Genomic DNA, 14,370 nt, shown 5'->3' on the forward strand with positions numbered 1-14,370 from the left:
CAGCTTTGTTAAAATCTACTGATAAAGATATTTAACTAGAATAACAGGAAATCACATCAATGAACCCACAAAAACTGACTACCGATATACAACGCCCGAAATTAACTCCTCCCAACGGGGAAAATAAAGTATTGCTTCATTCTTGCTGTGCGCCCTGCTCTGGTGAGGTTATGGAAGCAATGCTGGCCTCTAGTATTGATTATACGATTTACTTCTATAATCCTAATATTCACCCGAAAAAAGAATATGAAATCCGCAAGGATGAAAACAAGGCATTTGCGGAAAAATTTAATATTCCTTTTATTGATGCTGATTATGATATGGACAACTGGTTTGAACGCGCTAAAGGGATGGAGTTTGAACCGGAACGCGGCATTCGCTGTACTATGTGTTTTGATATGCGCTTTGAACGCACAGCATTGTACGCATATGAAAACGGTTTTTCGGTTATTACTAGCTCATTAGGGATTTCCCGCTGGAAAAATATGCAGCAAATAAACGATTGCGGCAAACGTGCGGCAGAAAAATATCCTAATCTTGTTTACTGGGATTATAACTGGCGTAAAGGCGGCGGTAGTCAGCGTATGATTGAGATTAGTAAGCGTGAGCAGTTTTATCAGCAGGAATACTGTGGCTGTGCTTATTCTTTACGTGACAGCAATGCCTGGCGGCGTGAGCATGGCAGAGAAAGCATTAAAATTGGAACGAAATTTTATGGTACTGAAGAAAAGGCTTAAGTATTTTTGCTAATCATTGGTTGTATTTTGAGTCACTTCATCAGTATTACTCTCTAAAAGCGGATTCAGACTTGAATCCGTTTTTATATGAGAAAGTGGAAAGTGTTCAGGTTAAATTTTTCAGGAATGGCTTTATTTTCATTCAAGCTGATATTGAAATTTTTTGGTTGAACATTATGTAAAACTCGATAAATTTGTACTCAGTTTATACAAACCATACGTAATATAGCTGCACAAGGAAACTAATGCAGTAACGAGAAGGATAAACATGAATCAATGGATTTTTCTTTCCATCGCTATACTGGCTGAGATATTTGCAACCAGTATGCTTAAGCTGAGTAATGGTTTTACCCGGCTGATGCCCAGTATTTGCTCTGTTCTGGGCTATATTATTTCGTTTTATTCGCTTGCACAAACTCTGAAAACTATGCCTGTAGGCATTGCTTATGCAGTGTGGTCCGGTGTGGGCATTGTTTGTGTGTCAGTCATAGCCTGGATCAAATTCGGACAAAAGCTGGATATGCCGGCAATTATTGGCATCGGTCTGATACTGGCGGGTGTTATTGTGATTAATCTGTTTTCCAAATCGATGACTCATTAGCAAAAAAACCGTGGAAATCCACGGTTTTTTTGCTAATGCAGTATGACTGTATTATTCTGCTGATGCAGATTTCGGTTCATGCTGCAAGCTTACTGCACGAGCAGGCACAATTGTGGAAATCGCATGTTTGTATACCATTTGTGTTACTGAAGTATTACGCAAAAGTACAACATACTGGTCAAATGATTCCACCTGACCCTGTAGTTTAATACCGTTTACCAGATAAATTGAAACTGGCACATACTCTTTTCGCAGTGCATTCAAGAAAGGATCTTGTAACATTTGTCCTTTGGCGCTCATTTGGCTACTCCTGTTTTTTTGATTATGTTATCGCTTAGCTGCACCTGCGTACAGCGATTTAGAAAGCAGTGTCAATGCTATCACATTAATGGGCATTTGTTTTCTTTGAACTGACTTTATTTTTACGCTTTACCTGCTTTTTCGATTGTTTTATCTGTTCACGCTTGGCAATTCGGTTACTTAGTTTGACACGACGCAATGGCTGCGCTGGTTTGCTGTCATTTTCCTGATATGGATTCTCGTTTACATTATATTGAATACGTAAAGGTGTCCCCTGTAAATGAAATGCTTTGCGAAATGTTTGTGTCAGATATCGGGTATAAGCATCGCTGATATGCTGTAAGGCATTACCATGTATGACTATAACTGGCGGATTCATGCCGCCCTGATGGGCATAACGCATTTTAGGGCGAATTAAGCCGGCGCGCGGAGGCTGCTGCCGTTCCAGTGCGCTTTGCAATACGCGGGTAATTTTCGGGGTAGGCAGTTTAATCATTGCAGCATCATAGGCGGCCTGAATTGAGCTGAAAAGCCCGTCAATTCCTTTTTCTTTCAATGCCGAAATATAATGAAATTTGGCAAAATCAAGAAAATACAGTTTACGTGCTATATCACGCTTAACCTGTTGCTTACGCTCTTCGGTTATTCCGTCCCATTTATTTACTGCAACAACTAAAGCACGCCCAGCTTCCAATGCAAAGCCGGCAATAGTTGCATCCTGATCGGCTATATCTTGTTGTGCATCGAGTACCAGTACAGCTACGTTAGCCGCTTCGATAGCCTGCATTGCTTTAATAACGGAAAACTTCTCGATGGCGTCATCTACTTTGCCACGACGACGTACTCCGGCAGTATCGATAATGGTAAAAGGGTTGCCGTTGCGCTCGAAATCAATGTGAATTGAGTCACGTGTGGTACCGGCCATGTCAAAAGCAATAACCCGCTCCTCACCCAGGATTGCGTTAACTAAAGTTGATTTGCCGACATTTGGCCGACCAATAACTGCAAAAACCGGATGATGACTGTTTACCTGTTCCTCTTCTTCGGGAAAGTCTTCCAGTACAGTTTCTATCAGCCCGTACACGCCGTCACCATGCGCCCCTGATATAACGATAGGCTCTCCCAGACTTAATTCATAAAACTCTGCTGCCAGAATCGGTCTGTTAGTGCCCTCACCTTTATTCACTGCCAGATATACAGGCCTGGAACTCTGGCGCAAATGGTTGGCGATAATCTTATCCTGTGGCGTCAGACCGGTACGTCCGTCTACCAGAAAGATAACTGCATCCGCCTCATCTACGGCTTGCAAAGTATGGCGAGCCATTTCATATAAGATACCGCTATCTACTACCGGCTCAAAACCACCGGTATCAACAACCAGATAAGGTTTACTTCCTACTCTGCCGTGCCCGTAATGCCGGTCGCGGGTTAGGCCGGGTAAATCGGCAACCAGTGCATCACGTGTACGGGTCAGGCGGTTAAATAATGTTGATTTGCCTACATTCGGGCGACCAACCAGAACAATCGTTGGTTTCATATTTATTCTTTCAGATAATTTCTATTGCTCTAAAACAGCAATAGCCTGCCAGCGGCAAGCTTTTCAGTACAACTGATAAACCTGAAGTTCCTGCCGATTTTTCCGGCCGGAACTTCAGGTTTTATTAAGCATTGGTTAACTCAAACTGCTTATTTTCAATTGAATGAATTCGCGTTGTACTGAATCTTTTGATAATAAATTCAAAGCTTGCTGGTAAATAGCAACAGCTTCGGCATTTTTCTTCTGTGCCTGTAAAACATCACCTTTAGTTTCCAGCAGAACTGGTTTAAACGCATCAGTAACTTTCACATCCAGTGCCTGTAATGCTTCATTATATTTACTTTGCTGTAAATATACGCTAGCCAGTCGCTGCGCAACGATTGTTTGCAATAAGTCATCGTGCTGTCTGGCTTTAACCCATTGCAAATGACGGATAGCTTCATCATATTTGCCATCATCAAATGCAGAACCGGCCATCATCAGTGTTGCCTGGGTAGTATTCATAGTCTCAGGATATTTTTCCTGTAGCTGTATGAGTGCCTTTTTACTTTCAGCCATATTATTAGCACCAGCCTGAGTAACAAATGTTTCAAATATAACGGCTGCCTTTTCATCATTGCTGCGTAAATGACTCTGATACAGCACATACCCCAAATATGCCAATGACAATATAACTAGTATAGCAAAAATCCAGCGTCCCCAGCGTTGCCAGAAATATTTGAAATTCGCAACTTCCTGTTCATCCTGAATATGTACAACCATTATGCATTCTTCCATTGTTGGATTAACTGTAAAGCTGCCTCAGCAGCAACAGTCTGTTGTTCATGAGTACGCAGATTTTTAAGCGTCAGCGTATTGTTTAATTGCTCGTCCTGAGCCACGATAACTGCTATTGCCGCACCGCTGGCATCAGCTTTCTTTAATTGAGCTTTCAGGCTTTGATCACCACAGTGTAAATAAACATTCAGCCCTGCTGCCCGTAATAATACTATATGCTGCATAGCTTTGAGACTACTTCCTTCTCCCTGATGTATTACATAAACATCAGGCGCATTATTCACATGTAGTTTACCGAATTCCTGAACAAGCAGTAATAAACGTTCAATACCCAGAGCAAAGCCAATGGCCGGCGCCGGTTTACCGCCAAGCTCTTCGATCAGCCCGTTATAACGTCCGCCACCGCATACTGTTGCCTGTGCGCCCAGTTTAGTTGTCGTCCATTCAAATACGGTCAGATTATAATAATCCAAACCGCGAACCAGACGCGGATTTTCTACATATGTGATACCGAGCCCGTCCAGCATATTTTTTAAAGTATTATAGTGTGCAAGTGATTCTGCACCCAGATAATCTATAAGACGTGGCGCAGCATTCGCCATTGCCTGTAAATCAGGATTCTTAGTATCCAGCACACGTAACGGATTAGTATGCATACGACGCCGGCTATCCTCATCCAGAATGGCTTCATGCTGTTGTAAATAAGCAATTAGTGCAGTACGGTGAGCAGCACGCTCCTGCTGATTACCAAGAGTATTTAATTCAAGTGTGAGATATTCCCTAATACCCAGCCGTTCCCAGAGGTTTGCAGTCATAGCAATCAGTTCGGCATCTACATCAGGCCCGTTAAATCCTAATGCCTCAACACCAACCTGATGAAACTGACGATATCGTCCTTTTTGTGGGCGTTCCCGTCGGAACATCGGCCCCATATACCATAATTTTTGCGGACTATTATAAAGTAAGTTGTGCTCAACAACTGCACGAAGACAGGAGGCTGTACCTTCCGGCCGCAGGCTCAGGCTCAGTTTGTCGTTAGAATCGGCAAATGTATACATTTCTTTGCCCACAACATCGGTTTCTTCACCGATTGAACGTACAAACAAACCTGTTTGCTCAACAACCGGTGTACGAATTTGGTTATAACCAAAACTGCGTGTCCATGCGACCACTACGTCTTCAAACGCCTGCCAGAGTGCAGATGTCAGTTTAAAATCTTTCTGCTCTAATGGCAGTAAATCATTCATGCCCTTAACGGCCTGGATTTTCTGACCCATATTAATTAATTTGTTTATCCCTATTAAACTATATTAGCTGCTGACAGCTATAACAGTATATTTATCTTATAAAGCCGTAATCGGAATCACTTTCGCTGTTTCCCGCTTTTTACCCTGCTCACCATAATTGGTCTGAATATATTCTTCTACCAAAGCCAGAAACTCTTCAGCCATATGCTCGCCTTTTAAGGTGGTTTTGCGCTCGCCGTCAACATATACAGGAGCAACAGGTGTTTCACCGGTACCTGGTAAAGATATACCGATATCAGCAAGTTTACTTTCACCCGGGCCGTTAACGACACAACCCATAACGGCCACATTCAGATTTTCAACACCAGGATATTGAAGCCGCCATACTGGCATTTTTTCCCGCAAATATTGCTGAATATCCCGTGCCAGTTCCTGAAACACGGTACTGGTTGTACGTCCGCACCCCGGGCATGCTGTTACCAGCGGCGTAAAAGAGCGCAAGCCCATGGTTTGCAGGATTTCCTGAGCAACCACTACTTCCTGAGTCCGCGTACTTCCCGGCTCAGGAGTAAGCGATACTCTAATAGTATCACCAATTCCCTGTTGTAATAAAATAGCAAGAGCTGCAGAAGAGGCTACAATACCTTTACTTCCCATTCCTGCTTCGGTTAAACCAAGATGCAGCGGATACAGACAGCGTGCGGCCAGATTATAATAAACCTCTATTAAATCCTGTACATTTGATACTTTGCAAGACAATATAATCCGGTCAGCCGGTAAACCCAGACTTTCTGCCTTTTGCGCAGATTCCAGTGCAGAAACAATCAATGCTTCTTTCATAACTGTTTCAGCAGGCTGGGGGGTTGCTAAGGCCAGATTATTATCCATCATGCGCTTTGCAAGAGCCTGATCCAGCGACCCCCAGTTTACTCCGATGCGAACAGCTTTATCGTGCTCTGCTGCTGTATGGATCATGAAAGCAAATTTTTCATCACCCTTCACCCCTTTACCCACATTACCGGGGTTAATCCGGTATTTTGAAAGTGCTGTTGCACAATCCGGATAATCTTTAAGCAGGCGATCGCCATTAAAATGAAAATCACCAACTAAGGGGACATTACAGCCCATGTCATTCAGACGCTGGCGAATTTCAGATACTCTGGCTGCCGCCTGAGGTGAGTTAACTGTAATACGTACCAGTTCTGAGCCAGCATCTGCCAGTGCTTTTACCTGAATGGCTGTTTGTTCTGCATCAGCCGTGTCCGTATTAGTCATCGACTGCACTCTGACTGGTGCATCAGAGCCTATTACCACATGATCAACTTTTACCTGATGTGTTTTTCTGCGTACGCCAGCCAAAGTCATTTCAGTTTCCACCTACAATCATTACTGCAGTTCTTTTTTTGTTCTGTTCAATAGCAATATCTTTGCCGGCAAACTGAATACTCACCCCTGGTGTATAGCCAAGTACTACCTTATAAGGTGCGGCCCCGCTAAACTGATGTGTGCTATTTGCATCAACAACCTGACCAATAAGTACTTTGCCGTTTTTATCACTCACCTGTAACCAGCTTCTGTTTGTCATTTTTATTACTAATGTGTCTGCTGCAGATGCGGCAGGCTGAGATGCTTCCATACCGGCATTCTGGCTTGTAGCGGTTTGACTGCTACTACTTGCTGCAGAAACAGGCTGAGAACTGATTTGTTCATTGGTTGTCATTGGCACAACCCGAATATTACTTGCGGCAATATCGCTAATTGAAGCAGCTTGCACAGATACTTCCTGACTGGCAGTAGCTGCTTGTCTGGCACTTTCAGAAGTGGATTTAGTCTGCCATGCATAGACTCCGGCACCAATTAAAATTACTACCAGAACAGCAATCAGCCAACTCGGAAAATGACGACGTTGCGGCTTATTCTTAAAATCAAGATCAGCTGACTCAACTTTACTGCTGTCTGCAGTTGAATAATGATTAGCTGCTGGAAAAATCTGCTGAAAATACTGCTTTAACTCTTTTTCATCCAGCTCAAGCAAACGGGCATATGAGCTCAGAAAGCCTTTGATGAATACAGCCTCAGGCAAACCTTTATAACTACCGCTTTCCATCGCCTCAATTTGTCTGGCTGGTAGTTTTAAGCGTTCAGCAACTTCACCAACAGACAGACCTCTGTGTTTTCGGGTCTGCGAAAGTATGGTACCCAGAGTTTCAGCAGCATTTGGGCCGGATTCGGTATTTTTGGTTTGCTCATTCATCAGAATTTTCCTGTAGAAACCTGCTCTAGTTCAGCAGAATAAGGGAAATTATTGCGCAATTGTGCTTCATATTCATAAGCAGCCTGTATATTTCCCAAGGATTTTGCAATTCTCCATCCCAGTAATAAATCATCTGCTGATAATCTGTTTATCTGACTCTGATACTGTTTAAACAGATAGTTGGCATCTGATGTATTACCTGCCTGCAATTCGTTGCGTGCCATTTCTTTCTTGGTTATTATAAAATTCGGATTTGCAGCTAGCGCGCGTTCAAAATAGCTGTTAGCAATCTGATATTGTCCCATGCGGCTACTGCAAATACCTTTATTGAACTGAGCTACTTCCGGTGTAGGATATGTAGGATCTGATAAAGCTTTATCAAAATAAGGGATAGATTTATTCGGATTTTTTAGAAAATCGCAAACAAACCAGCCATAATTATTATTTACCTCTGCACTGTCAGGAGCCAAAGACAAAGCGCGCTGGAAGCTTTCCTCTGCTTTGCCCGGTTCTTTTAGATACTGCCATATTTGAGCCCGTATTAACCATGTTTCAAATGAACTGCTATTATTTTTTAAGGCTTCATCAATGGATTCTACAGCCTGACGGTAATTTTGAGTTTTCATATACTCAACTGCAAGCTGAGTCTTTATTTCTGCAACTTCTTTAGCTCGCTGTGCCGCAGTTGGTTTTTTTATTTTTGGCTGGTTAGCACACGCAGATAATATCAGTGAAAACAATAATATTAACCCTAATTTTTTTTTCATAAAATCATTCCTGTACAAGTTGCCATTTTTGTTGTCGCTGAGTTTTGTCTTTTACTTTACCTGCCAATTGACCACATGCGGCATCGATATCATCTCCACGGGTTTTTCTGACTGTAACCACAAAACCTGCTTCCTGTAAAATTTCACGAAATATGCGGATACGTTCATTTGTTGAACGTTCAAAACCCGAATTGGTAAACGGATTAAACGGTATAAGATTAAATTTACATGGCACATCTTTAACCAGTTCTATCAGTTGGCGCGCATGTTCGGGAGCATCATTGATTTCTTTGAGCATAATATACTCAAACGTAATAAAATCACGCGGCGCTTTTACCAGATAACGCTGACAGGCAGACATTAACTGATTAAGAGGATATTTTTTATTCAGCGGAATAAGCTTATCACGCACTTGATCATTAGACGCATGCAAAGAAATAGCCAAAGCTACCGGCATTATTTCTTTCAAACGATCCATTTGAGGAACCATACCAGAAGTAGAAACTGTGACTCGGCGACGTGATAAGCCATAGCCATGGTCATCCAGCATAATACTTAATGCTGTTACCACGTTATCGAAATTAGCTAATGGTTCCCCCATTCCCATCATTACCACATTGGAAATAACTCTTTCGTCTTTTGGAGTAACACCAAGCGCTTTGTTTGCCCACCATAACTGACCGATAATTTCAGCAGTAGTCAGATTACGGTTAAAGCCTTGCCTGCCGGTAGAGCAAAACATACACTCGAGTGCACAGCCTATTTGAGAGGAAATACATAACGTACCCCGGGTATCTTCCGGAATAAAAACAGTTTCCACACCATTACCAGTACCTACATCCAGTAACCATTTACAAGTACCATCAGCAGATTTTTGTTCAACTAGCAAATCCGGTACTTTTATTTCAGCCTTATCCAGTAATTTGTGACGTAAAGATTTGGCCAGATCAGTCATATCAGTAAAATCGGCCACTCCGCTTAAGTGCATCCAGCGCATAACCTGTCTGGCACGAAAAGGCTTCTCACCCATTTGTGAAAAATGGGCAGTTAAACCGGGTAAATCGAAATTTAGCAAATTGGTTTTCATCTAGGTAACACAATAAAAAGCAGATAATGGTACAGGTAGGCAATCAATCTTTCAGGATTCATTATGCTGATAATTCAAATTTATTCAATAATTTATACAATTATTTAACTTCTACAAAAATCATCTCTAGTGTAAATTATATTTATAGAATAATACATTAAAAACTAGAAACTGAAATTGTTAATTTATAAATATAGATTGTAAATTAGTCCACCTTCCTGGTGGACTAATTTATAGATTTATCTGCCTGATTAGCGGCTGCATAATTCATCAGCAGTGAAGAAATATGCAATTTCAGTAGCAGCATTTTCAAGACTGTCAGAGCCATGAACAGCATTAGCATCAATTGAATCGGCAAAATCTGCACGAATTGTTCCTGCAGCAGCTTCTTTAGGATTGGTTGCACCCATCAGCTCACGGTTTTTGGCAACGGCACCTTCGCCTTCCAGCACCTGGATCATTACAGGTCCGCTGATCATAAAATTTACCAGATCTGCAAAAAACGGCCGCTCTTTGTGAACAGCATAAAAGCCTTCAGCCTCTGTTTTGGAAAGTTGTTTCATTTTAGCTGCAATAATTTTCAGTTCGTTATTTTCAAAACGACTGTAAATCTGTCCGATAACATTTTTAGCAACTGCATCCGGTTTAACAATAGATAATGTGCGTTCGATAGTCATATTTACTTCCATTATGTTAAATATATTGAATTTTTTGCAGTAAACATTACAGCAAAAATATATTTTGTCATTTTAACAAATTTCAGCCTTATTTAATATCTTTTCCTATACTTGCAGTTTCATTATCCAGAGTCAGGTGTGGCAAAGTTAAATACTCTTCCGAACGCATCTCTGTGAGACGACTGGCAGTCCGGGTAAATTCATTAGCAAAATCACCATCTGTATAAATATTTTCGATATCAACCTCACAGCTGGCGCATAGTTTTATCCGATAATCATACAAAACATCAATTAACCATGTAAGTCGCCGTGCCTCTGCCATCTGAGCAGATCCCATTTTAGGTATACCCGATAAAATTAATACGCGAAATTTTTTTGCCAGTTCCAGATAGTCATTTTGCGAGCGCGGACCACAGCATAATGTGCTGAAATCGAACCAAACTGTTGTATCAGAAATGGCTTTATATGGTAATTGACGCCCCAGTATTTCAATTTCTCCGCCAGTAATTTCCTGTTCACCGTTAATTTTGTGAAATAACTCTGTTAATTTTTTTTCACTGCTTGCATCTGCCGGTATATAAAATACATCTGCCGGCTGCAATGTACGCATACGATAATCTTCACCACCATCAACATTCAGGATAGTCAGTTCTTTTTCAATTAATGCAATAGTAGGTAAAAAACTAGACCGATTTTGCCCTTGCGGATAAAGCTCGGATGGAGCGTAATTTGATGTAGCCACCATAACCACCCCCTGTTCAAATAAACCTTCCAGCAATCGTCCGAGAATCATAGCATCCGCAATATCACTGATGTGGAATTCATCAAAACACAACACTCTTACTTCTCGCGCAATATCCTGTGCGACTGCATTTAACGGATTAGCCTGACTATGATGATCTTTTAGTCGTTGTTGTACTTCTGCCATAAAAGCATGAAAATGGACTCTGCGTTTACGCCGATAAGGTAAACAACCAAAAAAAGCATCCATTAAAAAACTTTTGCCACGCCCGACTCCTCCATACATGTACAGACCTTTAGGCGCACGCGGAGAGCGTAAACTACGCCCTAAAAAACGATTTCGTTTACGCTTGAACATCATCAACTCTGTCCAGAGTCTGTCCAGTTGCTTAATTGCGCGTAACTGGGCAGCATCATATATAAATCCGGGTTGCCTTTCTGCGGCCTGATACCAGGTCAGAGGACTTTGATTATTAAATTCGGGAGCAACAAATACTGATGTGGTCATATGATATGAATTCTTCTGGGAGTTAGAAATTGTATATAGCAAAAGTTAAAAGACGTAACCTTAGCACACACATTAAACATTCGACCACTATAAAATAAAAATACGCCGCAGAAACTGCGGCGTTAACATCTAACTAAATAAAAAGGTATTATTTATTCGTAGACAAAAGAGCTTTGTCAACACGTTCGCGTAATTCTTTACCAGGCTTGAAGTGCGGTACATATTTTTCCGGTACTGACACTTTTTCCCCTGTTTTAGGATTACGGCCAACACGAGCTGGACGATGGTTAAGATCAAAGCTACCAAATCCACGAATTTCGATTCTTTGGCCTTTGGCTAAAGCCCGAGTCATAGTATCAACAAGAATCTTAATACTTTGCTCAACATCCTTAGCATTTAATACAGTACTATCGTTATTAGTAGTATACAACTCCGCCAATCGAATCATTAACTCCGACTTCGTCATAAACGCTTATTCGCTTTCACCAGATAATTTAGCTTTTAACAAATCACCCAGGCTGGTAGTACCGGCAGAAGCATTGTTAGCAGTTAACGAACGCAGAGCAGCACTATTTTCCTGTGCATCTTTAGCTTTAATAGACAAATTGATGTTGCGGTTTTTGCGATCTACCGTAGTAATCACAGCTTCAACATCATCCCCTTCTTTCAGAATATTGCGAATATCCTCAACGCGATCATTTGAAACTTCTGATGCACGCAGATAGCCTTCAACATCATCAGCCAGTGTAATAACCGCACCCTTAGCATCCAGTGATTTTACTTTACCGGTTACCATGCTGCCTTTGTCATTTACACTAACATAATTACTGAACGGATCGCCTGCCAGCTGTTTCACACCCAGAGAAATACGTTCTTTGTCGACATCAATGGCCAAAACCACAGCTTCAACTTCTTCACCTTTCTTAAACTGACGTACTGCTTCTTCACCACCATCAGTCCAAGACAGATCAGAAAGATGAACCAGTCCATCAATACCGCCAGGCAAGCCGACAAATACACCAAAGTCAGTAATAGATTTCACCACACCTTTGATTTTATCGCCTTTTTCATGATTGGATTCGAATTCCTGCCATGGATTAGCCTGGCACTGTTTCATACCCAGAGAGATGCGACGACGATCTTCATCAATTTCAAGAATCATCACTTCTACTTCATCACCCATCTGAACTACTTTACTTGGATGAACATTCTTGTTAGTCCAGTCCATTTCAGAAACATGTACCAGACCTTCAATGCCTTGCTCAATTTCCACAAATGCACCATAGTCAGTCAGATTGGTAACTTTACCAAACAGACGGGTACCTTGAGGATAACGACGGGCCAGACCATTCCACGGATCTTCACCCAACTGTTTCAAGCCCAGAGAAACACGGCTGCGTTCCTGATCAAATTTCAATACTTTGGCTTCAACTTCCTGACCAACTTCCAGCACTTCGCTTGGATGTTTAACACGACGCCATGCCAGATCAGTAATATGCAGCAGACCGTCAATGCCACCCAGATCAACGAAAGCACCGTAATCGGTAATGTTTTTCACAATACCTTTTACTACTGAACCTTCTTTAAGGTTTTCCAGCAATGCTTTGCGTTCTTCGCCCAGTGTTTCTTCCAGTACAGCACGGCGTGAAACCACAACATTGTTACGGCGTTTATCCAGTTTGATTACCTTGAATTCAATTTCCTTGCCTTCAAAGTGAGAGGTATCTTTAACCGGACGTACATCAACCAGCGAACCGGGCAGGAATGCACGGATGCTGTTAATCATCACAGTCAGACCACCTTTGACTTTACCGTTAATCACACCAGACAGAATTTCACCATTTTCCATGGCTTCTTCCAGCTTGATCCAGTCAGCAGCACGTTTAGCTTTTTCACGTGACAGTTTGGTTTCACCAAAACCGTTTTCCACAGATTCAATAGTTACAGTGACAAAATCGCCAACCTTAACTTCAATCTCGCCCGCTGCATTTTTGAATTCTTTCACTTCGATCAGAGATTCTGATTTCAGACCGGCATTCACGGTAACGAAATTATTGTCTATGGCAACAACTTCTGCGGTGATGACTTCGCCGGGATTCATCTCTTGCAAGGTGAAACTTTCTTCCAGCAACTGGGCAAAATTTTCCATAGTCATATATTTATGTTCTCAAACAGGTATCGCCAGGGGATACAAAAGTTAGTTAATAAAAACTGGCACACCCTGACTGTGCCAGTGAAACCATAACACTTGTACTGATATCAATCATGCATCCATCAGCACAAAAAATAGATAAAACAAATATTTAATACAAGATTCAAACACTTTCGTATTTATATAGTGCAATGAATACTTGTACAAAAGACGGTAATTATAACCTATTTTCAGATTTTTCGATACCAATCAAGTACTTTTTTCACACTTTCTTCAATATTAAGCGATGAGGTATCAAGAATTTTAGCATCGCTGACAGGTTTAAGCGGTGCCACAGTACGCTGACGATCCGCCTGATCACGCTTTTCAATATCAGAAAGAATCTGCAAAAAATCCGGACCATCAATAGCCAGTCCTAACTGTAAAGCCCTTCTCTGTGCCCGTACCTGTGCACTGGCGGTAAGAAAAATTTTAAGCTCAGCCTGCGGAAATACTACAGAAGCCATATCTCGGCCATCCGCAACCAGCCCATTTGTTGTTAAAAAATCTCTCTGACGCTGTAATAATGCTGCTCGCACAGCAGGAAAAGCCGCAATAGCTGATGCACCCATGCCAATTCTTTCGGTTCGAATTGCCGAAGTTACATTCTCATTGTTCAAAACAATCAAATCTTCTTCGAAAACAACTGGTAATTTTTGTGCAATTGCAGCCACTTCATGTTCGTTTTCCCAGCTAATACCCAGTTGCCGGGCATACAGGGCAGTTAGTCGATAAAGCGCTCCGGAATCCAGATAATTTCTGGATAAAATAGCAGCCACCCGCGCAGCTACCGTTCCCTTACCTGATGCACTGGGGCCATCAATTGCAATTACTTTTAATCGCGGTTCTGATTGTATTGCAACCATATTATTAATACCTTTTCACACAAGCTATTCTCAGCCTTATAGATTGATTATCCTGAATTTTATATTCATAACAGCTAAAT

General features: G+C 41.6%; 15 protein-coding genes. 2 read left to right on the forward strand and 13 right to left on the reverse strand.

Going from position 1 to position 14,370, the window contains the following annotated elements:
• The first annotated feature begins 59 nt into the window (after positions 1–59).
• Together GY065_RS06185 and GY065_RS06190 are read left to right on the forward strand one after the other, a co-directional pair.
• Positions 60–737: an epoxyqueuosine reductase QueH gene (locus GY065_RS06185; RefSeq protein ID WP_174833461.1), complete on the forward strand. Its 678-nt coding sequence runs from the start codon at positions 60–62 to the stop codon at positions 735–737.
• A 268-nt stretch (positions 738–1,005) separates the two neighbouring features.
• A complete protein-coding gene (locus GY065_RS06190; RefSeq protein WP_037476230.1) occupies positions 1,006–1,338 on the forward strand; it encodes an SMR family transporter in 333 nt (110 codons plus the stop codon).
• A 51-nt stretch (positions 1,339–1,389) separates the two neighbouring features.
• Here GY065_RS06190 and hfq read toward each other — a convergent pair whose 3' ends face one another.
• From hfq to cmk, 13 genes are all read right to left on the reverse strand, one after another.
• A complete protein-coding gene (hfq, locus tag GY065_RS06195; protein WP_037395054.1) occupies positions 1,390–1,638 on the reverse strand; it encodes an RNA chaperone Hfq in 249 nt (82 codons plus the stop codon).
• A gap of 85 nt (positions 1,639–1,723) precedes the next feature.
• Entirely contained in the window at positions 1,724–3,175 is a 1,452-nt protein-coding gene (gene der / locus GY065_RS06200) for a ribosome biogenesis GTPase Der (protein ID WP_174833462.1), read from the reverse strand.
• A gap of 135 nt (positions 3,176–3,310) precedes the next feature.
• The gene (locus tag GY065_RS06205) at positions 3,311–3,937 is read right to left on the reverse strand and encodes a tetratricopeptide repeat protein (protein WP_174833463.1); all 627 of its coding nucleotides are present in this window, start codon (positions 3,935–3,937) and stop codon (positions 3,311–3,313) included.
• Positions 3,937–5,229: a histidine--tRNA ligase gene (gene hisS / locus GY065_RS06210; RefSeq protein ID WP_174833464.1), complete on the reverse strand. Its 1,293-nt coding sequence runs from the start codon at positions 5,227–5,229 to the stop codon at positions 3,937–3,939. The genes GY065_RS06205 and hisS overlap by 1 nt, the downstream gene beginning before the upstream one ends.
• A gap of 66 nt (positions 5,230–5,295) precedes the next feature.
• Positions 5,296–6,564: a flavodoxin-dependent (E)-4-hydroxy-3-methylbut-2-enyl-diphosphate synthase gene (gene ispG, locus GY065_RS06215; protein ID WP_174833465.1), complete on the reverse strand. Its 1,269-nt coding sequence runs from the start codon at positions 6,562–6,564 to the stop codon at positions 5,296–5,298.
• Position 6,565: 1 nt separating this feature from the next.
• Positions 6,566–7,453: a RodZ domain-containing protein gene (locus GY065_RS06220; RefSeq protein ID WP_174833466.1), complete on the reverse strand. Its 888-nt coding sequence runs from the start codon at positions 7,451–7,453 to the stop codon at positions 6,566–6,568.
• A complete protein-coding gene (gene pilW / locus GY065_RS06225) occupies positions 7,453–8,220 on the reverse strand; it encodes a type IV pilus biogenesis/stability protein PilW (RefSeq protein ID WP_174833467.1) in 768 nt (255 codons plus the stop codon). Before pilW ends, GY065_RS06220 begins: the two co-directional genes overlap by 1 nt.
• 4 nt (positions 8,221–8,224) lie before the next feature.
• Positions 8,225–9,307, reverse strand: a complete 1,083-nt coding sequence (gene rlmN / locus GY065_RS06230) for a 23S rRNA (adenine(2503)-C(2))-methyltransferase RlmN (protein WP_174833468.1) — start codon at positions 9,305–9,307, stop codon at positions 8,225–8,227.
• A 251-nt stretch (positions 9,308–9,558) separates the two neighbouring features.
• Positions 9,559–9,984, reverse strand: a complete 426-nt coding sequence (gene ndk, locus GY065_RS06235) for a nucleoside-diphosphate kinase (RefSeq protein ID WP_174833469.1) — start codon at positions 9,982–9,984, stop codon at positions 9,559–9,561.
• 88 nt (positions 9,985–10,072) lie between these two features.
• Positions 10,073–11,233 (reverse strand): cell division protein ZapE, encoded by a 1,161-nt coding sequence (gene zapE / locus GY065_RS06240; RefSeq protein WP_174833470.1) that lies wholly within the window; start codon positions 11,231–11,233, stop codon positions 10,073–10,075.
• Between the two features lie 148 nt (positions 11,234–11,381).
• The gene (locus tag GY065_RS06245; RefSeq protein ID WP_100116562.1) at positions 11,382–11,699 is read right to left on the reverse strand and encodes an integration host factor subunit beta; all 318 of its coding nucleotides are present in this window, start codon (positions 11,697–11,699) and stop codon (positions 11,382–11,384) included.
• A gap of 6 nt (positions 11,700–11,705) precedes the next feature.
• Entirely contained in the window at positions 11,706–13,388 is a 1,683-nt protein-coding gene (gene rpsA / locus GY065_RS06250; protein WP_174833471.1) for a 30S ribosomal protein S1, read from the reverse strand.
• A gap of 227 nt (positions 13,389–13,615) precedes the next feature.
• Entirely contained in the window at positions 13,616–14,290 is a 675-nt protein-coding gene (gene cmk, locus GY065_RS06255) for a (d)CMP kinase (protein WP_174833472.1), read from the reverse strand.
• Between the last annotated feature and the right edge of the window lie 80 nt (positions 14,291–14,370).

It is taken from the genome of Snodgrassella sp. ESL0323 (genome assembly GCF_013346865.1).
GTDB lineage: Bacteria > Pseudomonadota > Gammaproteobacteria > Burkholderiales > Neisseriaceae > Snodgrassella > Snodgrassella alvi.